This is a genomic window from Ralstonia chuxiongensis (assembly GCF_024158925.1).
Taxonomy (GTDB): Bacteria; Pseudomonadota; Gammaproteobacteria; order Burkholderiales; family Burkholderiaceae; genus Ralstonia; species Ralstonia chuxiongensis.
The window spans coordinates 273,951-292,378 of sequence record NZ_JAMYWC010000004.1; the positions used below are offsets into that span (position 1 = coordinate 273,951).

An 18,428-nucleotide genomic window follows, 5' to 3' on the forward strand; every position below is an offset into this window, starting at 1 on the left:
TTCAGCCGATTCTTGGTCGTGAACAGGCGGCAATCAAGAGGAGCGGGGTCAAGCACAGACGCCTTGAAAGACGCTGATCTTAAGGTCAGCCCGCATGCGAGCTGAACGCCTGTCTGTCGTAACTTTCATTGAACCCCCGTTCCAAGGGAAGTTTCTCTCGGCCGGCCTTTCATCCGCCTTGCAGCACGACCCCATTCCCGGCCGGCAAGAATCGAATTGATGCTGCAAATCCAACGCACCGCATCGGGTGCGGAAGTTTGCGCAAAGCCAGCTGAATCTGCCGATCAGGTTTTCATATCAGCGTTTCCCAGCAAACGGGCCGATTTAAACGCAGCATCGTTACTGGTAGCCCATCCACTCGGCGTGCGCGTCTCGATTTGGAGACGGGCGCCGGCCACTCACCACGCCATCAAAACCATCCCCTAACGCTCCTCCGCCCGTTCCCGGGGAAAGCAACCCGTCCTTCTGATCTGTACCGCCCATGTTCCAGCTCCCCACGCGCAAGCACATTGCGAGGCAAAAACCGCGGAACGTGAGGTTCGGGCCTGCAACCGTCGAGCAAAGAACCCCATCCATCGAGTTCGGAACTCCATTCACCGAGTAAAAAGCTCCGGCCGTCGAGCTCAGAGCGCCATCCACCGAGATCAGAGCTCGAAATTCTCGAGCAAAAAGTGCCGAGTGCCGAGCTCGAACCCTCACCCGTGGAGCACAAAGCCCCGGGCGCCGGCCTCCAAGCCCCGATGACGGAGCAAAAAGCATCATGGTGTTGCTGCAAAAAGCAGCAGTCGCCAAGCAAAAAGCCTCGCGGCTGGCGCTTGGAGCGCGGTGCGCGAGGCTTGAAGGGTCGTGAACGGAGGTTGAAGTGTCGCGGGCGGGGTTCCGGACAGCAACGGAGGCTGTCGGCCAGCCTCACTGCAACATAAACGTCTCGTACTCCAGCCGATCCAGCTTCCGGTCGAGGATCACCAGGCTCGCCATCACAACCAGCAGCAGCGACACGGCAAATCCGTATCCGTACCAGGCCGGCCCAAGCTGCAACGTAATCCACGTCAACACGCCGTTGAGCGCAACGAACGCTGCCGTCAACGCCAGCACCACGCGGCGCCGGTCGAGGTAGAAGAAGATGTTCACCACGCCCAGAAACACCACCTGCAAGCTCGCGGCAATGGTGTCGACATACAGCAGCGGCAGATACAGCTCGGAAATCTGCAACGCCCGTAGCACCGCAGCGCCCACGGCAAACAGCACCAGCGCGGCCATCGCCTGAATCTTCACGATCTCGTACAGGCCGGCACGAATGGTCTGCACCATGGTGTTGCGCATGTCTTCGATGTGTTCGAGCGATGCCCCGCCCCGCACGGCGTCATAGAAGGCGTCGTAGTACTCGACAAAATCGGTCTCGATGCGCACCAGGAACACCGCCATGCCGGGGATGATGCCGAGGTACGCCAGGAACACCGGAATGTCGTAGATGACCGAGGCGTGCAGCGGCCCGATCACCTGCTGCCCCGTGCCCGGTGCGTACCAGAACATGAACTTGTCGAGCCAGATGCCGAGGTTGTAGAGCAGCCCGATCAACATGAGCGACGGATACGCAAACCGCTTGTCGAACACCTCGAACGACACGAAGCGCCGCCCGCTGAAGTTGCGGTAGATGAGCGCGGCCATGCCGATCAGCAAGAAGAGCTGCCCCGTCACGAACCCCAGCAGCAGCCCTTCCAACCCGAACCGGTTAAACAGCAGCGCCAGCAGCACGGTGAGCGTGTAGCCGACCAGGAAGATCCACACGATCGCCTTGTACTGCTTCATGCCCGACAAGAAGATCACCGCTATCCAGATGTTGGCCATGACCACGAAACCGGCCAGCATCAGCAGCCGGTAGATCGCCGATTGCTGCGGAAACGCAAACACGATGACGAGCAGCCCAAGCCCGCCCGCGATCAGCGTCATTACGAGCGACACGGCGTGGTAGTTGGGCAGGATCAGGTCGTCGCGCTTCTCGAACAGGCGGTCGGACGTAAAGCGCGTGAAGGCAAGCTGCAGCGGCCCCGTCAGGATCAGGCTGACCGCAATCAGGTAGGTGACCGACACCTGGAACTGCGTGATGAGCGAGCCGGGAATCACGAACGGCAGGCTCAGGATACCGATCAGCAGAATCCCGACGATGGAGAGAATCCACGGCCCGGAGCTGATGATGCCGGCGTAGGTGTAGGCGCGCAGCAGCCCGAGCAGGCTGTCGCGCTTGAGCATCTTGCGCAGCTCAAAACCAATGCCGGCCATCAGCGGGCTCCCTCATGTGGCTTGTTCTGCTGAGCGTGGTGCGGGCAGGCCGCCGCGGCGACAGAAGCGGCCTTGGCACCGTGCTCGGTACTCATGTCGGGCAACGTCTGCAGGCGCGTATACAGCTCGCGGTAGCTGCCGACCATCATCTCTTGCGTGTAATAGCGCTCGACGCGGGCAATACCGGCAGCCTGGGCCGCATGCCAGCGCGTTTCATCGCGCAGCAGTGTGAGCACTTCGGCGGCCAGGGCAGCCGGGTCGGCAATGCGCACCACGGCGCCGGCCGCACCCAATGCCGCGTCTTCACCCTCCAGGCCGAACAGCAGTTGCCGGCACGAACCCACATCCGTCGTGACTGACGGCACGCCCGCGGCAAACCCTTCCAGCACCACCAGCGGCAACGCCTCGCTGATGGAACTCAGCACCAGCACGCCCACCTTCGGCAGGATGTCGTCGATCTTTTGGAAGCCCAGGAACTTGATGCGGTCGCCCAGGCCCAGGCTCTCGGCCAGGCTGTGGCATTCCTGCGCGTATTCCGGGTCTTCGTCTTCCGGGCCGGCAATCCAGCCTTCCGCATCGGGCATCTCGCGCGTGACGGTCAGCATGGCGCGAATGAACGTCTTCACGTCTTTGATCGGCACCACCCGGCCGATCAGGCACATCACGCGCGGCACGCTGGCCTGGCGCTTCTCGCGCAACGCAGCCAAGCGCGGCAGGTTGATGCCGTTCGGAATGCTGCGCGTCTTCTCGGCCGGCGCGCCGTCAATGACCTGGCGCTGCCGATTGCCTTCGTACAGCGCGACGATGTCTTCGGCCGCGTCATAGCAGACACGGCCCATGGTTTCGAAAAACCGCACCCACAGATCGCGGAAGTAACTGATCTGCGCGATGTCCTTTTCGAAGATGCTGCGGTTGTCACGAATCCACTGGCTCTGGAACAGGTCGATCTTCCGTTCCTTGGTGTAGATACCGTGCTCGGACACCAGCAGCGGCCGCCCGCGCCGATAGCGCAGCAGCGCGCCAAGGAAGCCTGCATAGCCGGTCGAGATGGTATGGAACACCTTCACCGGGATGAGGTTTTCGGCAATGCGCACAAGCTGCCACAGCGGCTTGTGCATGATGCGCACGGTCCAGAAGTAGTCCGTGAACGACGGGTCGGTGCAGTAGCGCCGGTAGTAGTCCGTCATCATGTCCCACGCGCGGTGGCTGTAGAGGAACTGCTCCTCGGCCAGCGGGCCATCGTCGCGCAGGTCGGCAATCGAGGCGCGAATCAACTCGGCCGTCGCTTCCTTGTTTGCCGGATCGCGCAACGCGTCGTGCAGCTTGCGTGAGCGCTCGAACGCTGCGGCATCGCCGCCGCTGGCCTGCACCAGCGGCGGCGGCGGAAAGTCGTACAGGTAGTGGCACTCCAGGTGCACCACGTTGTCGGGAATGGCGTAGACGGGCTTGCCGTAATCCTCACGGCGGCTGCCAATGAAGACGATGGCAAAGCGGATGTCCGGAAACGCCCGGATCATCTGATTGACCCAGCTCGACACCCCGCCGCTCACGTAGGGAAAGGTCCCTTCAAGCAGCAGCGCAACGTCGGCAGACTGGGCGCGCGGAAAGTGGTCGTTGCTCATGATGTCCAGTAGCGCAACAGCGGGCGCAGCAACGGCAGCGGAGAACGGCTGGAGAACTGCGCCAGCGCCGCACGCGCGCCGGCATAGTCGCGGCGCAGGTAGCAGGCCTCGGCCAGCGGAGGCAGCAGGCGGTCTCGCGGGAAGCCGAGGGATTCAGCACGGCGCAGGTGGGACTCGGCCACATCGGGCTCGCGGCGCGACAGGGCTAGCCGGCCGCGCATGTACCACAGCGCGGCGTTGTCGGGCTGGATGTCGAGCGCGGCGCTGGCGTAGCGCTCGACCTGCTCGGCGGTGTAGCGGTACACGTCGCCCTGCACGAGGTTCTGATAGATCAGCTCCCAATACAGGTCGGCCAGGCGCTTGTTGATGTCGTAGCGCGCCTCGGGCGTGGTGGCTTCTTCCAGGCGTGGCAGCTCGGCCAGGATCTTTTGCGTGAGCACCTTCTCGGCGTTGTCGAGCATGCCGTAGGCCAGCAGGCGGATATCGTCCACCGGATCGGCCAGCAGGTCGCGCAGCACGGGGCTGGCAGTGCGCGTGGGCATCGACTGCATGGCCACCAGCGCAGTCATACGGCTCTGCACCGGCGCGCGCTCGTTGCTGAGCTGTGCACGCAGCCGCGCACCCCCACCATGCGTCACGCGCGAGATCAAATGCGCAACAAACACCGGCAGGCCCACATCGGCGATGTCCTTGTCGTCTTCGGGCCTGGGGAACAGCTTGGCGAGCAGCAGGCTGCCGAGCACCAGCAGGGAACCCGCCACCGGCACGAAAAAGCACAGCGCCGTCAGGTAGCCATACGTCCACACGAACGGCACGCGATAGCGGCGCGGCAGCAAGCGCCACGCAGCCAGGCCGATCAGCGCGGCGGCGGTGCCCTGCAGCATCAGGCACGACAGCAGCAGCGCAAGGCTGTTGCCGGCGTGCAGTGCCATCGCCACTGCCGCGATCTGGGCCGCGATGCCGCCGAGCGTGAGCTTAAACATGGTCGATCCGCATGGCCTGACCGCCTCTATCCGTCGAGATGGCAGCGCGAGAGGAAGCGCTGCAGCGCTTCGCCCGGATGCTCGCCGGTCACATGCAAGGTCTGCACGCTGATATGTGCGCCCTCGAAGTCGACACCGAACTGCGCACGCAGGCTGTCTTCAATGCGCACCAGATAGGCCGACACGGCGCCCGCGCCCGACAGCGGCATCAGCGTGATGATGGCGCGGCGGTTCTTGCCGTTTGCCTGCCAGACAACATCCAGCGCACGGCGGCTGCGCACGACGCTCTCGAACAGCGCATCGCTGGCCTCGTCCTGGTGGAAGATGAGCGCCACCACCGACGAATCGATACCGGTGTCGCGATGCAGGCGTGCCAGCCGGCCGAGGTCGAGCGCGAACTCGTACGGCGCATCGGGCACGAGGTCCAGGATCTCGGAGCTGACGGTGAGGTGGCGCACACCGTCGGCGTAGTAGCCAAGCAGCACGAGCAGGAACTGCAGGTTCTCGTACGACAGTGAGAGGAACGGCATCTGATGCACGACCACCAGCCCGATCAGCTCATCCGCACCCGAGAGCACCGGCGCGCACGCCACGTAGCGCGAGCCGTCTTCGGGGTTGTTCACATTCCGCAGCTCGGGCGCCTGCGGATGGCCCAGCGTGTGGGTGTCGATGCAATGGCGGATCAACGGATCATCGGCAACGATGTCGAACGGCGTGCCCACGCGGGCCACCGGTTCGGTATCGATGCGGTTGCCGATCACGCGCACCATGGCCGCCACTTCCAGTTGGCAGGCCTGCGCCGTCCATTGCAGGAACGGCTCGGCGCCGGGCAGTTGCGCCACGTCGGGCTGGTTGTCGCCCATGCCGTGCTCACGCGCTGCCAGCGCGATATTGCGCAACTGCGTAAGTGTGTCGCGCAGCGTGGTCGGCTTGGCCAGCAGGTCGTTCTCCAGGCGCTCGTGCGAGAGGCGCAGGAGGAAGTGGTTCTTGGTAAGGGCCGCCAGCCGGTCGTTCAGGTAACCATTGACGGTGCGGGCGCGCGACAACCGCGCGCCCCAGATGTCGCCGTACTGCCCGCCGACCAACACAAGCATCAGGCCGCCCAGGAAGTACATGCGCGGGAAGCTGCCGGCAGCGGCCGTCTGTCCGTAGAACACGGCCCAGGCGCCCAGCACCACCAGCGCGGCCAGCGCGCCGAGCAGCGTGCCGTAGCGCAGCGCCAGGATGAGCGGCACCAGCCAGATCCACGGAAAGCCGTAGCCGAGCAGCAGCGGGTTGTCCGGCGCGAACAGCCAGACGACGCCGATAGCCACTACCACCGTACCCAGCGTTTCGAGCACTGCGCTCGGGCTGGAGACGGCGGGAGCAATCAGGCGCCCATACCAGGTGGACGCACCAATGCCTTGCGCGTTGCGCCGCCGCTCAGTTCGCCCACCCTGGCCGCGCCCATCGGCGGCGGCGCGGCCAGCCGATTGAGCGGAACCTGCCGACTCGGTCTTCATCAGCCCCGGCCCAGTGGCGAGAGCAGCTCGCGCAGCAGCTTCTGCGCTACCGCCGACACCGCATCGCGGCTCCAGCCGGTGCGGCTGCCGGCCGCGCTCCAGATCACGTTGCCGGTCTGCACGTCAATCACTTGCAGCGTGATGCCGACAGCGGGCTCGCCATCCACGCCGACCTTGTAGCGCCATTCATCCACGGCGCCGGTCAGGGCATAGCGGGCCTTCTCGCCGCGCGCCCAATCCAGCGCACGTGCCACGGCCTCGCGCTCGGCGGGCTCGAACAGCGACTCGCTGTTCAGGTTGGCCGGATACTGCTTGAGGTTGGAGAAGCCGCGCGCCTTGAGGATGCTGGCCGCAATCGTCTCGGCACGCAGGCCGGCCTGCGGCGTTTCGGTGTAGTTGGCGATGGGCAGGACCACCCACGCATCCGACGCGCTGGTCGCCGGCGCACGCGCGCTGTCAACCACCGCGCAGGCGGACAACACAAGCGCCGCACCAACGCCCGCTGCCACGGCCAGCCAGCGCCGGCGGCCGGCATTCATCTTGTTGATCAAGGGTGTCATCGCGTTCTCCCTGGAGTCTTCCGTTGTGTGCTTCATCTCGTTCTTTCCCCGTTGCTTTGTTCTTGCTTGTCAGTAGAGCCAGCGGTAGCGCAGGCCGATCTCCGTCAGCGGCGATGTCCCCGCGCGCGTAATCGACTGGTGCTCGATGTACAGCGCCAGATGGTCGTTGCCAAACACGCTGCCTGCCACGCCAAGCTGGGCCTGCACGCCCCACCCTTCGCGGTTGTCATGCAGCATGCCCGCATCCATGAAGGGCCGCCAGGCGCGCGTGTAGCGGTCCAGATAATCCGTGCCGAAACCAAACAGCATGCCGAACTGGTTGAACGAGCGCGGCATGATCTGGGCAACGTCCGGTGCGGCGCCCGAAGGAAGCAGGCGAGCCATCAACGGGCTGACCGTGCCCGTTGCGTTGTAGCGTGCGACGGTACCAACCACGCGGATCGTGTAGTCCGGATATTCCACCCGGAAGCGGTGACCGATTTCGCCATCGAACACCATGCCGCTGCCCAGGAACGAGCGGTCCTGCCCGTAGAAGCGGTCGCCTTCCACGCGAGCGCGCACGTATTCGTTTTGTGTGAGGCGCCAGTTGTTGCCGATCGAGAACAGATCCTTCACGCCGCCCACACGCAGTTGCGGCGTTTCATTGGCCGGCTGGTTGCGACCGATCGACAGTTCGGTGCCCACCGGCCCAACCTGGCCGAGCAGGCCGTCCAGCCGGAAGGCGTAGAGCGAGCCCAGCCCCTGGCGCCAACCCACCGTGCCCTTCCACTGCGTGTTCTGCGTCTGGTACTGCGAGATCCAATCCACCTGCCGATCCTGCGCGGGCACGCCGGTCAACTGCGTATCGTCGGTCGAGCGCTGGTTCCGCTGGGTGGCGCGCACGAGCATGCTGTAGTGATCGGTCAGGCGGATACCGGCGGCCGCGCTGCTCTCGAAGTACGTCAGCGGCGCCTGCTTGAACCACGTCTCGCGTGGCTCCAGCGCCTGCGCATTGGTCAGCAGCGTCTCCTGCACACGTTCGTGCAGTTGCTCGTCATCGGGGGCGGTGGTCAGCCCTTCAAACGACAGACGCTGCGCCTCGCCGAGGCGGTCCGTCATCACGTTGGCATCGATGCGGTTGTAGAGCGGAATGCGGTCAGGCGTGTCGTCAAGCAGGCGGTTGAGCGTCTGCAGATCGCGCTCGGCCAGGGCAATGGAGATCTCGGCATAGGCCGGGCGCGTCATGCGGCGCGTGTACTGCTGCAGCAGCCACGCGCGCGCCAGATCATTCGCCTCCTGCGAAAGCGCCCAGCCCAGCGCGGCCTCCTTGGCCACGGCGGAAACAAGCTGATCGCTCACGCGGGCCTGCTTGCGCTTGTCGGCGGGAGTCTGTGGCGGCTCGGGCGGCAACGTGTCGATATCGCCCAGCTCGGACTTATCCATTGCCGAGCGCCCACCTTCGCGGGCCTGCTTCGTCGCGCGGCGATCATCGCGCAGCAGCTCGATCAGCAGACGCTGCGCCAGGTCGCCAGACCCGAATGTTTGCGCCAGTGAGATGCGCCGGGCGCGCAATTCAGCGCGTGCATCTTCTTCCAGCGGCACCGCATCGCCATCCCCCACCGTGACGCGCGTGCCGACGCGGCGCCCCGCGGGCGGGTTGGCCTTGCCGTTGCCTGTCGTGTCTTCAGCGCGCCACAGCAGCCACCACGCCTCGCGGCGCAGCGCCCAGGCAGCATCGGCCTGACCGGCCATTTCACGCGCATCGGCATAGGCCAGCAACCAGAGCGGATCGGTCTGCATCGACTTGCCCTGGCGGCCCAGGAAGCGCAGCGCCAGGTTGGCGTCAAACAGCTGCAGGCCGGCGGCAGCGTAGGCACCCCAGTACGCGGAATCGTTTTCGGCCTCGCTACGCCAAAGCGCCAATGCGCGCTTGAGCTCGGCGTTCTGACCGGAATCCAGCAGGCCCCACAGGAAAGCGGCCTTCACATCGCTGCCCGCATCAGGCAGCGACACAGCGCGCCGCAGGTCACGCATGGCCGCATCCCACTGACCGCTCTGGCGGAAATACTCGGCGCGTGCGCCCAGCACGCCGGCGGATCGCTCAGCCGCTTTGCGCTGTTCCGGCGTGAGCGAGGCCAGCAACCCGTCGACGCGGCGGAAGGCGCGCGCACGCGTGTAGTAGTAAATGGCCTGCTGCAGGTGAACCATCGTGCCGTCCTTCCGGAAGGCAAGTTCAGCCAGACGGCCAGCATCGATGGGGCTGGCGTCGTAGAAGTCGATCATCGTTGTCAGATCGTCTGGCTCAGCCTTGCCGCCGATCAGCAACTGTCGATACGCCTGACGAGACAGATCATCACGCTGGTTCAGACGCGCGAGCTGGGCGAAGGTCCGCCAGTAGAGATCATCGGTTGGCGTGGCCGCCTTGTCTGCGGCCTGCATGGCGGCAAGCGCCTGCGCGAACTGCCCGCGCACGTACAGGATGTTCGCCAGCTTGAGCGCGTACTGCGCGTTGGGGCCGAACTCCTTCTGCAGACGCACGTAGGTGTCGTAAGCCTGATCGTCTTTGCCGGCGCGCTCGGCCAGATTGGCGTAGCGCTCCAGCACCACCTGGCGGTGCGGCCCGCGCGCGATGCTGTTCAGATACGCCAGCCCTTCCACGGGTTCGCCCAGGCGCTCGTACGCCGCGATGATCTGGTCGAGCAACTTCATGTCGCCCGGGTTGCGGCTTGCCTTGTAGCGCAGTCCCGCCAGATAGGCGTGGTCTTCGTTGAGCGCGGGCGCCAGACGCAACACATGGTGCCAGGCCGCGTCATCCCCAGTGGATTGCGCGTACGCCAGCCAATAGTTCAACGCCGCCATCGGTTGGCGGTTCCACTCAGCCACCTGCGCGGCACGTTCGGTCCAGATTTTCAGATCGGGGCGTTGACGCACGGCGGCCTCGGCCACGCGCATGGCATCGTTCAGATTGCCACTGCCCATGAAAACCTGGAATGCGAGGTCGTAGTCTTCCGCATTGAACGGGGCGATCCCGCGGGCGATGGCCTGTGCGCCCGACGGTTGCGAGGACGAAGCCGCATCGTCAGCCTTGTTCTGCTTATCCGCTACCGGGCGAATGCGCGCAGCGTGGCGCTGTCGACGTGCCAGGCCTTCCGGGCCATCCATGAACACCAGGTTTGCGGGACTTGGCAGCGGTTCAGGCCGGCCTGCGAATGCCCAGTCATGACGGGCGACACCGGAGGCCAAGGCAATGCCCTCCCCGGCCTGATGCCACGACAGCCGCAGCAGGCGGCGCGCGTATTGGTCTGCCAGATCCGGCCGGTTACATGCCATCGCCAGGCGCGTAAGAAAGCGCAGCGTTTCGGTATCGTCGATCAGCGGGCCAACACGGCGTTGCGCTTCCGTCATGGCATCGTCGAGCAGATTGCCAGCCTGCAGTGCCTTCAACCCGGCGATGAAGTAGCGGCGCTGTTCGTCGAGCGACTTGGCGGTCGCCTGCGCGGCAAAGTTGGCTGCGGCTGCGGCACGATATTCGCCCACGCCCAGCGCAATCTCAGCGGTACGCGCCTGCCATTGCGCGGCGCGCGCCACGTCCTGTTTCGCCAGACGTTGATAGAACTGGATGGCAATCGCACCTTGGTCCAAGCCACGCGACTTGGCGGCGAGCATCTCCAGCTCGGCCGCAGTCCAGCGATAGTCCAGCGCCTGCTTGAGCAGACCACGCAGGTCAACCAGCATGGCGGCGCGCTGCGGATCGTTCGGTTGCAGCGCGTAGGCGCGTTGCTCTCGGATGGCGATATCAAGGAGCAGCGCTTCACGGTCGAGCGTCTTGTCGCGCAGCGCGCGCATGCGAGCGACCATGGCTTCGGCTTCTGCCAAGCGGCCCGTGCGCACGTACTGGGCAGCCAGCACACTCAAGAACTCGCCGTCGTTCGGGCGCACGCGCAGCCAGGCTTCCAGGTAGGCCACCGACAGCGCATCGACCTTGCCGCCCTCCAGCAGGCGCGCCTCCAGACGTTCGCGGGGGAACATCAAGGCGAGCGCCAGCCCGATCAGCGCACCCAGGGTGCCGATCAGCCAGGCTGGCAGCAGCCGTTCACGCGGGGTCAGGTCAGCAGACCACATCGATACGTTGGTAGGTCACGGTTTGCGCAGCAGCTCCTGTCAGATCAACGCGCACGGTGTTGTCTTGCGCGCGGGCGGTGCGCGCTGGGTTGCCGTTGACCTTTACGCGGCAGGCACCTGCGTTGGCCAGACGGACGAACGGCTTGTAATAGCCGCCCGCCTCGAAACTCAACTCATTACCGTTTCGTGCGAAATTGCGCACAAAGGCAGCGGCTTCCGCAATGTACGCCGGCTTGGCTGGTTCCGCCTCCGGTGCGAGCGTAAAGCGTGCGGCGCCGTCATCAAGATGGATATAGATGCCGCCGGCCGCCTTGTCATACCCAACCACTCCCTGCGCATCCGCCAGGCGCGGCGTACCGTGCGCCATCCAGCGCAGCTCGCGCAGATCGCCATCGCCACGCACGACCCAGGTGTTGTCGTCACCGACTTCTCGGGCGATGGCCATGTTGCGGAAGTCCAGCACCTTGACCACATATTCGGTCGAATAGATCGGGAACACGGGCTGCGACAACGCGTAGTCATAGACCTTCTTCAAGGCCTTGAGCGACGCAAGCTTGGTGCCCGAATACATGTGGTAGTAGATGTTGATCGGCTTGAAGCGATACGGAGTGTCCGTCAACTGCAGCGTTTCAATCAGGCGATCGAAACCATAGAACGGCCCGGTCCAATCGTTTGTATAGACGTTCTCGTTCTGGTTTGGCGCAAACACCTGGTAAGCCCCTGGGCCCTTGTCGATGCCCAGCGGCGCAATCTCCGTCCATGATGGCGAACTGCGCGTGATGGTGGTATCGCCCCCGTTCATGTTGAGCACGCCTGCGTCCCAGGCCATGCGCACGGCAATCTCTGGGGGCTGGCAGTCGCCCGACCACTGCAGGACCTTCACGCGCTTTCCGGGCGGGGCCAGACGCTCGTTGATGTAGTTGATGGAGCCCGCTATCTCGCGGTCGAGGCTGAACTTGTAGCCGGGAATGGACAGCGTGAATGCGGTGTCGCCACCGCCCTTGTCCGCACCCGGGCCTTCCTTGGCCCGATCAGCAGCGGCGCCGGGCACGGTGCGGCTCCAATCAAACGGGTGCGAATAGGTATGGGTGCCCAGTTCGACGTACGGCAGCGCGAACATTTGGCGCGCAATTGCTTCCAGGCGCGGCGTCAGCTTGGGGTAAAGGCCGCTTGCGCCCACCTCGCCTTCGATGACCGACAGTGTTGTCGGGATACGGTACTTCTCCCACACGTCCTGCAGCAGCACCTCGCCGGAATATTCGGGGCCGGGAAACTCGGCGCGTGAGGCAAAGCCGTCGCCATCCACGTGCACGAGCATGAGTCGGCGGCCGTTTTCAGAGGTCACATCGGGGATCGGCATGTCCGGCAGCGCCAGCGCGCGGCGCAGGAACTCGATCGGCTGGACAACCCAACGCGCCTGCTCAACGGTGTCCATGGAGAACACCGCGTATGGATTCAGTACGTAGCCGCCCCAATCGGTAATGGCAGCGGCATCAAACTCAAAGTTGCCCGACTTCAGCCGCAGCAGCGACTGCCCATTCGCGCTCACCTTGATCGGCTGGGCTTCACGGCGCTCCGGTTGCGGCGCCATTTCAAAACCCATCATCTTGTCTTGCGACACCACCGACAGCGGCCCGTTGGCACGCCCACGCACCAACTGCAGCTTGAACATGTCGGCCATGCTGCCGTCCACCGGCAGGCCGAACTGGTTCAGAAAGGCGATGTGCACGCCGTCATGAATACGTTGCCGCACCCACGAAGACAGCGCCGCCACCTGCTTGATCGGACTGGTGTTCACCCACACCACCACGCCGGCGTAGCGGTCGGGCGGTACCGAAGCGGGCAGCGGCTTGTTGATGTCGGCGTACTCGACGTCGTAGCCGAGAAAATTGAGTGGCGTGGCCACGAAGCGCACGCCCTCGCTGGTGTCAATGGTGGTACGCGGGTCGCGGTCCTGCAGGATCAACACCTTGCGCGGCAACACCTCGATGCGCCCCACGCCAATGGTCGACAGGTCGGGATCGGTCACGTACGGCACCACGCCCTGCGCCTTGATGCGCTTGGCCGTTTCGCGTGCACAGGCACGGTCGGTCGGCGGACAGTAGTCGATGGCGATGACGGGCAAGTGGTAGTCGTCGCGAATCTGGCGTACATGGCCCATCAGCCATTCGCGGTCCGCGTCGCTCACATCCTTGTACTGCTTGCTGCCCTGGTCCCAGCCGCGATACAGCGATTCAAACGCCACCGCATACGCCTGGTCGTGCACCTGAGGCAGGATCTCAAACCCGCGGTTGAAGATCAGCTTGGCGTCCGGATAGCGCGCCTTGATCGCGCGAATCACCCGCACCATGCCGGCTTCCTGCGCCGCGCGCGAGGCGTCGTCCTTGGCCACCAACTGATACGAGTCGAGCGTATCGAGAAAGAAGCCCCGGTAGCCCTTGTCCCACAGCGGCTTGATGACGTGTTCGACATAAAACGCCGGCCACTCGGGCTGGGCCTGGTCCACCACGCGCGAGGCCCACGCCGCGTTGCGGCCCAACAGCCAGGCCTTGGGTAATTCCTTGTACCAGCTGCGCTCTGGCGTGACCTCGCCCACGCTCACGTAGGCGTACCACTGCGTCTTGGGTGTCTTGAACTGCGATGGATCGAACCCGTGGTCCGGTTCCACGACAACGGCATCGAAGGCGCGCAACTGCGCCACGGGCGGTTTGTCGCCGTAGTACCACGCGATGTTCGGCGCGCTGGCCGAGACGGAAGATGTAACCGCAGGCGCACCGGACCCGGTGGTGGCAGGCGTTTGCTGCGCAAACGTCGTACAAGGCATCGATACGGCGGCTGCGACAAGAAGCCCAGCCAACCGCGCGATCGTCCCTGCCGTATTCCCCCGTTTCCCCCCGGTGCGCCGCTGTAAACGGCTGAGAACCCACATGAACTGGCACTCCGCTATGCAACTAGGTGCATCAATTAGGCCGATCTGCGCCGGCACTGAAGTTCGGCGCCTGTGGTGGCGCCGTCCGGAACCGCTGTTTTTCCCCGGTTGCCGCCCGTAAACGCAGGCCCCGCAAGGCATACCGAGAGAATGTGTCCGAAGGTGAAGTATCGCCGATGCCGCGGGTACACGGCAAACCACATTTTGGATGGCCGTCTATCCTCCTCGGACATAAACAATTGTTTGAGATCATCCGCGCACGCCGTGGTTTGACAAAGCGATCAGCGCTGCACCATGATCATTCGAAGCCACATTCCACGCGACCGTGCAGTTGTCGCTGCGCAACGACGCGACTTGCCCGGACGGGCCCCGCCATCATGTCCGCCCTCATCTTTGCCCTGCTGATCCTGATCAGCGCCTTTTTTTCTGCTTCCGAAATCGCCCTCACGGCATCGCGGCGCACCCGCCTGCAAACCCTGGCCGACGACGGCGACACCCGCGCCCTGCGCGTGCTGCAACTCAAGGACATGCCTGGCAACTTCTTCACCGTGGTGCAAATCGGGGTGAATGCGGTGGCCATCCTGGCCGGTGTCATCGGCGACAGCCAGATCTCGGGGCCGCTGGCGGGGGCGCTGGGCGACTGGCTGCCTGCCGCCCGCGCCGAACGTATCGGCAGCATCGCCGGCTTCATCATCGTGACGGCGCTGTTCATTCTCTTTGCCGACCTGCTGCCCAAGCGCCTGGCCGTGCTTTACCCCGAGCGCTGCGCGCTGTCGGTCATCGGCCCGATGCAGTCGTGCCTGCGCGCGCTGCGGCCGGTGGTGTGGCTGTTCAATGGGGCGGCCGACATGTTCCTCAAGCTGTTTGGCGTGCCGACGCACCGCGTCGACCAGATCACCACCGAAGACATTGCCGCCATGATGGGCGCAGGCGCGGAAGCCGGCGTGCTGCGCAAACACGAACTGGCCATGATCGAAAATGTGTTCGAGCTGGAATCGCGCACCATCACCTCGGTGATGACCGTGCGCGACGAGGTGATCTACTTCACGGTGGACGAACCGGTGGAGTCGATCAAGATGAAGATCATTGCGCAGCCGCACGCGGAATACCTCGTCTGCCGCGAAGACATCGACTCGGTGCTCGGCTTCATCGCGTCCAAGGACATCCTGCAGCAGATCCTGTCGGAAGAGTCCTCGGCCGTGATCCGCAACATCAGCAAGCATTACGACAAGAATCTGCTGGTGCTGCCCGACACGCTCAACCTGTCGCAGGCGCTTACGCGCTTTCGCGAGATGCACGAGCGCTTTGGCGCGGTCGTCAACGAATATGGGCTGGTGGTGGGTGTTGTGACACTCGACGACATTGTCGGCGCGGTGATGGGCGACATCCTCTACCTGGGGGAAGACGAGCAGATCGTGCGCCGCGATGACGGCTCATGCCTGATCGACGGTGTCACGCCGCTGGGCGATGTCAAACGCGCCTTCGACCTCGACGACCTGCCCGGCGAACACCACGTCGAAACCCTCGCCGGGCTGGTCATCTACGCGCTCAAGCGCATTCCCAAGAAGAGCGAAACCGTCGACATCGGGCCGCTGCATATTGAAGTGCTCGACATCGACAACCACCGGATCGATCAGTTGCTGGTTTCGCGGCGCATCGATCCGCCGGCAGGGGCCGCGCCCTCGGCGTCGTGAGCAGCAAATACTTCCTTGGCGGCAAACATGCCGTTAAGCGCCGCCGGAAAACCCGCGTATAGCGCCATCTGCAGGATCGTCTCGGTGATCTCCGTGCGCGTGAGCCCGACGTTGAGCCCCGCCGCAATGTGCACCTTCAACTGCGGTGCCGCATTGCCCAGCGCCGTGAGCGCGGCAATGGTGGCGATCTCGCGCTCGCGCAGCGTCAGGCCCGGGCGGCAGTAGACATCCCCAAACCCGAATTCGACGATGTAGCGGCCGAGGTCGGGCGAGATGTCGGCCATGGCCTCGACCACGCGTTCGCCAGCCACATCATCGACTTCCTTCAGCTTTTGCCAGCCCCGTGCGTAGCGGTCGTCCTGCAGGTTGGCGTGGTTTGCGGCTTGTGCTGTGTGCGTGTTCGGTGTCATGCGCGTCCTCGTTCGGTTGGCGTTTCGGCTGGCGTTTCGATTTGGAAGATGAGGAAGCAGAGCCTGACGCGTTTTCCACGGCTTCAATCCGAGCCCGGATGCCGTCGTAGACAACGAGTTTGACGCGCAGCACGGCCAGCGTTTCGGCCCGTGCGCGCAGCTCCGCTTCCAGCGCCGCGGCATGCGATTCCAGCAGGCGTTGGCGCGCCGACACACTCTCCAGACTGTCGCCCTGCCGCCGCAGCGCGGCGTACTCCTGCATCTGCGCGATCGGCATGCCGGTATCGCGCAGGCGCAGCAGGAACTCAAGCCACCTCATGTCTTCGGTGCGGAAGACACGATGGCCGTTATCGCGCCGCTGCACGCTGTCGAGCAGGCCGATGCGCTCGTAATAGCGCAGCGTATGCGTCGACAGGCCGGTGGCTTCTGCAACTTGGGCGATGGTCAGGAATGTGGTCATGAACGGAGCTTAGAAGTTAGAGCGCACTCTAAGTCAAGCGACTTTAACGTGAATCTTTTCGGCTCGCACAAAACAAAACGCCGGCCCCTTCTAGGAGGCCGGCGCCTTGGTGTGCAGAAAATCGGTGGGCTACTGCAGGTCAGCCGCCCACGCCGTACGCGCTCTTGTCCTGATGCTTCGGACGATGGTCGCGTTTCTTTTTCTTCTTATGGAGTTGCGTTGCCTTTTCGCCCGCGGCAGGTGCCGACGCGGCGGGTGCCGGCGCGGCCGCGGCAGGTGCCGGAGCCGCTGCCGGTGCGGATGCCTGCGCAAATGCGCCGGCGCTGAAGACTGTAGCCACGAGGGCGGCCAGAAGCTTGTTCATCGTGTTGTCCTTATAGAAGAGACTGGTTTGTGGCGCTACCGGTATCGGATGGAGCGTGACCCATTGCGCTCCCACGCCCGCGATGCAATGCGCGGCCTGCCATCGAAATGACCCACGCATCACCACGCAGTGTGGTGTACGCGTCAGCGGTTGTCCACCCGAAGCCTGACGGTACGCCGATGCGCAAGGCTGGGCCTTGATGTGTCTCAACCCATCGCAACAGACATTGGATGCCGTGAAACCTACCCTGTTACGCGCGCTTACACCGTGGGCAGAACGCTTACAAACGGCGGTCAGCGCGCTCTCAATGTGAGACGTTTTTGGAGGCATGGATCGCAAATGGGACGAGATCCATGTATCTGGAGTCCCAATATCCCGCTTGTATCTGATTAAGGAGTCTCACATGAAAGTCGCTCAATCCCTGGCCGCTCTGATCGTTGCTGGTGCCTTCGCAGCCCCCGTGTTCGCAGCTGGCACCGCGTCCGCACCGGCCGCGGCACCCGCACCGGCTGCGACCGCTGCAGCGACGACCACCGATGCCGCTTCGGCACCGAAGGCTGAAGCCAAGCACGAGAAGAAGCGCACCCACAAGAAGGCCCACAAGGCTGCAGCCAAGTCGGAAGCCAAGACCGACGCTGCTTCGGCACCGAAGGCCGCTGCGCCCGCCAAGCAATAAGGCAGTCGCGCCATGAAGAACGCCGGGCACTCCCGGCGTTTTTTATTTGGATGAGCAAAGTTGAGCATCGGGGCGCGATCTCGCGTTGTGGCTGAGCATGATCTCTTCTACGATCCACGCGTGTCTCCCTGCCCGGCCCGGCTTGCATGGCGGGCCGGGGTTGTTTGTCTATCGCCCCCCCTGCGACTCACATCACGCATGCTCCCAAAGACCAAGAAACCGATCGCGCTACCCCTCGCCGCGCTTGCAACCCTTGCAACCCTGCCGCTGTTCGCCGGCGCGCAAACCATTCCCCTGCCCGACGTGCTGACAGCCGAACAGGCGCTAAGCGCCGGCAAGCCCATGACGGCAACCATCGATCTGTCGCGCTGCAAGGGCGACACCAACACCACGCCTGCTGGACGGACGCGCGGCGGTCTCACCGTCAATGCATACCGGATCCAACCGGACCACACCCTCAGCTTTGCCGACACCCATTTCACCGTCGGCCGTGATGGTGCGCCCATCACACAATTCCTGCGCTACACCATCACGGCCGATGGCACCGCGCGCTTTGCCTCGTACATCTTCGCCATGCCCGCATACACGCTGCAAAGCCAGGTCTCGTACACATGCAAGCTAGGCGACGGCGTCAAGCTGTTTGCGCGGTTCTGAGTGCGGGCAATCGCAACCATCATCTGAGCGTCAAGCCCTCAACGCCCGCTTAGCGTCGCGTCACGCCCACCCTGTCGAGCGGACAACGCTGGCAGGGTGGTTTGCTTTGTGAAGGCGACGGCCACACCGTCATCCAGCGTTCGGGCGGTTCCACTAGAATGGCGTGCCCGCTGTTTCCTTCGCTCACATTCCT

13 protein-coding genes are annotated in these 18,428 nt (G+C 64.2%); 3 read left to right on the forward strand and 10 right to left on the reverse strand.

Features of this window, described 5'->3' with window-relative positions:
- Positions 1-909 precede the first annotated feature (909 nt).
- From pelG to NKG59_RS14735, 7 genes are all read right to left on the reverse strand, one after another.
- Entirely contained in the window at positions 910-2,280 is a 1,371-nt protein-coding gene (gene pelG / locus NKG59_RS14705) for an exopolysaccharide Pel transporter PelG (RefSeq protein WP_045206022.1), read from the reverse strand.
- Positions 2,280-3,902, reverse strand: coding sequence for a GT4 family glycosyltransferase PelF (pelF, locus tag NKG59_RS14710; protein ID WP_253538099.1), 1,623 nt, complete (start codon positions 3,900-3,902; stop codon positions 2,280-2,282). The genes pelG and pelF overlap by 1 nt, the downstream gene beginning before the upstream one ends.
- Positions 3,899-4,885, reverse strand: coding sequence for a tetratricopeptide repeat protein (locus NKG59_RS14715; protein WP_253538102.1), 987 nt, complete (start codon positions 4,883-4,885; stop codon positions 3,899-3,901). The genes pelF and NKG59_RS14715 overlap by 4 nt, the downstream gene beginning before the upstream one ends.
- Positions 4,886-4,911: 26 nt before the next feature.
- On the reverse strand, positions 4,912-6,387 hold the full coding sequence (locus tag NKG59_RS14720) for a PelD GGDEF domain-containing protein (protein ID WP_253538104.1): 1,476 nt from the start codon (positions 6,385-6,387) through the stop codon (positions 4,912-4,914).
- Positions 6,387-6,947: a penicillin-binding protein activator LpoB gene (locus NKG59_RS14725; protein ID WP_253538107.1), complete on the reverse strand. Its 561-nt coding sequence runs from the start codon at positions 6,945-6,947 to the stop codon at positions 6,387-6,389. The genes NKG59_RS14720 and NKG59_RS14725 overlap by 1 nt, the downstream gene beginning before the upstream one ends.
- Positions 6,948-7,016: 69 nt before the next feature.
- Positions 7,017-11,048: a tetratricopeptide repeat protein gene (locus tag NKG59_RS14730; RefSeq protein WP_253538110.1), complete on the reverse strand. Its 4,032-nt coding sequence runs from the start codon at positions 11,046-11,048 to the stop codon at positions 7,017-7,019.
- Entirely contained in the window at positions 11,035-13,872 is a 2,838-nt protein-coding gene (locus NKG59_RS14735; protein ID WP_253538113.1) for a bifunctional glycoside hydrolase/polysaccharide deacetylase family protein, read from the reverse strand. The genes NKG59_RS14730 and NKG59_RS14735 overlap by 14 nt, the downstream gene beginning before the upstream one ends.
- Before the next feature lie 482 nt (positions 13,873-14,354).
- Here NKG59_RS14735 and paeA point away from each other — a divergent pair, with 482 nt between their 5' ends.
- The gene (paeA, locus tag NKG59_RS14740) at positions 14,355-15,671 is read left to right on the forward strand and encodes a polyamine export protein PaeA (protein WP_045206015.1); all 1,317 of its coding nucleotides are present in this window, start codon (positions 14,355-14,357) and stop codon (positions 15,669-15,671) included.
- Here the strand turns inward: paeA and NKG59_RS14745 are convergent.
- The 3 genes from NKG59_RS14745 to NKG59_RS14755 all read right to left on the reverse strand — a co-directional run bounded on the left by NKG59_RS14745 (position 15,611) and on the right by NKG59_RS14755 (position 16,905).
- Positions 15,611-16,081 (reverse strand): carboxymuconolactone decarboxylase family protein, encoded by a 471-nt coding sequence (locus NKG59_RS14745; protein ID WP_037031488.1) that lies wholly within the window; start codon positions 16,079-16,081, stop codon positions 15,611-15,613. The genes paeA and NKG59_RS14745 overlap by 61 nt on opposite strands.
- On the reverse strand, positions 15,984-16,541 hold the full coding sequence (locus tag NKG59_RS14750) for a MerR family transcriptional regulator (protein ID WP_045206013.1): 558 nt from the start codon (positions 16,539-16,541) through the stop codon (positions 15,984-15,986). The genes NKG59_RS14745 and NKG59_RS14750 overlap by 98 nt, the downstream gene beginning before the upstream one ends.
- A gap of 139 nt (positions 16,542-16,680) precedes the next feature.
- On the reverse strand, positions 16,681-16,905 hold the full coding sequence (locus tag NKG59_RS14755) for a signal peptidase (protein ID WP_232040681.1): 225 nt from the start codon (positions 16,903-16,905) through the stop codon (positions 16,681-16,683).
- Between the two features lie 403 nt (positions 16,906-17,308).
- Here NKG59_RS14755 and NKG59_RS14760 point away from each other — a divergent pair, with 403 nt between their 5' ends.
- Both NKG59_RS14760 and NKG59_RS14765 read left to right on the forward strand, forming a co-directional pair.
- Positions 17,309-17,581: a hypothetical protein gene (locus NKG59_RS14760; protein ID WP_024975105.1), complete on the forward strand. Its 273-nt coding sequence runs from the start codon at positions 17,309-17,311 to the stop codon at positions 17,579-17,581.
- 198 nt (positions 17,582-17,779) lie between these two features.
- Positions 17,780-18,235: a VirK family protein gene (locus NKG59_RS14765; RefSeq protein WP_253538116.1), complete on the forward strand. Its 456-nt coding sequence runs from the start codon at positions 17,780-17,782 to the stop codon at positions 18,233-18,235.
- Positions 18,236-18,428: the final 193 nt, after the last annotated feature.

Coding starts and splice junctions, on each gene's coding strand:
- pelG (WP_045206022.1), bottom strand. CDS start 2,280: ATGGCCGGCATTGGTTTTGAGCTGCGCAAGATGCTCAAGCGCGACAGC.
- pelF (WP_253538099.1), bottom strand. CDS start 3,902: ATGAGCAACGACCACTTTCCGCGCGCCCAGTCTGCCGACGTTGCGCTG.
- NKG59_RS14715 (WP_253538102.1), bottom strand. CDS start 4,885: ATGTTTAAGCTCACGCTCGGCGGCATCGCGGCCCAGATCGCGGCAGTG.
- NKG59_RS14720 (WP_253538104.1), bottom strand. CDS start 6,387: ATGAAGACCGAGTCGGCAGGTTCCGCTCAATCGGCTGGCCGCGCCGCC.
- NKG59_RS14725 (WP_253538107.1), bottom strand. CDS start 6,947: ATGACACCCTTGATCAACAAGATGAATGCCGGCCGCCGGCGCTGGCTG.
- NKG59_RS14730 (WP_253538110.1), bottom strand. CDS start 11,048: ATGTGGTCTGCTGACCTGACCCCGCGTGAACGGCTGCTGCCAGCCTGG.
- NKG59_RS14735 (WP_253538113.1), bottom strand. CDS start 13,872: ATGCCTTGTACGACGTTTGCGCAGCAAACGCCTGCCACCACCGGGTCC.
- paeA (WP_045206015.1), top strand. CDS start 14,355: ATGTCCGCCCTCATCTTTGCCCTGCTGATCCTGATCAGCGCCTTTTTT.
- NKG59_RS14745 (WP_037031488.1), bottom strand. CDS start 16,081: ATGACACCGAACACGCACACAGCACAAGCCGCAAACCACGCCAACCTG.
- NKG59_RS14750 (WP_045206013.1), bottom strand. CDS start 16,541: ATGACCACATTCCTGACCATCGCCCAAGTTGCAGAAGCCACCGGCCTG.
- NKG59_RS14755 (WP_232040681.1), bottom strand. CDS start 16,905: ATGAACAAGCTTCTGGCCGCCCTCGTGGCTACAGTCTTCAGCGCCGGC.
- NKG59_RS14760 (WP_024975105.1), top strand. CDS start 17,309: ATGAAAGTCGCTCAATCCCTGGCCGCTCTGATCGTTGCTGGTGCCTTC.
- NKG59_RS14765 (WP_253538116.1), top strand. CDS start 17,780: ATGCTCCCAAAGACCAAGAAACCGATCGCGCTACCCCTCGCCGCGCTT.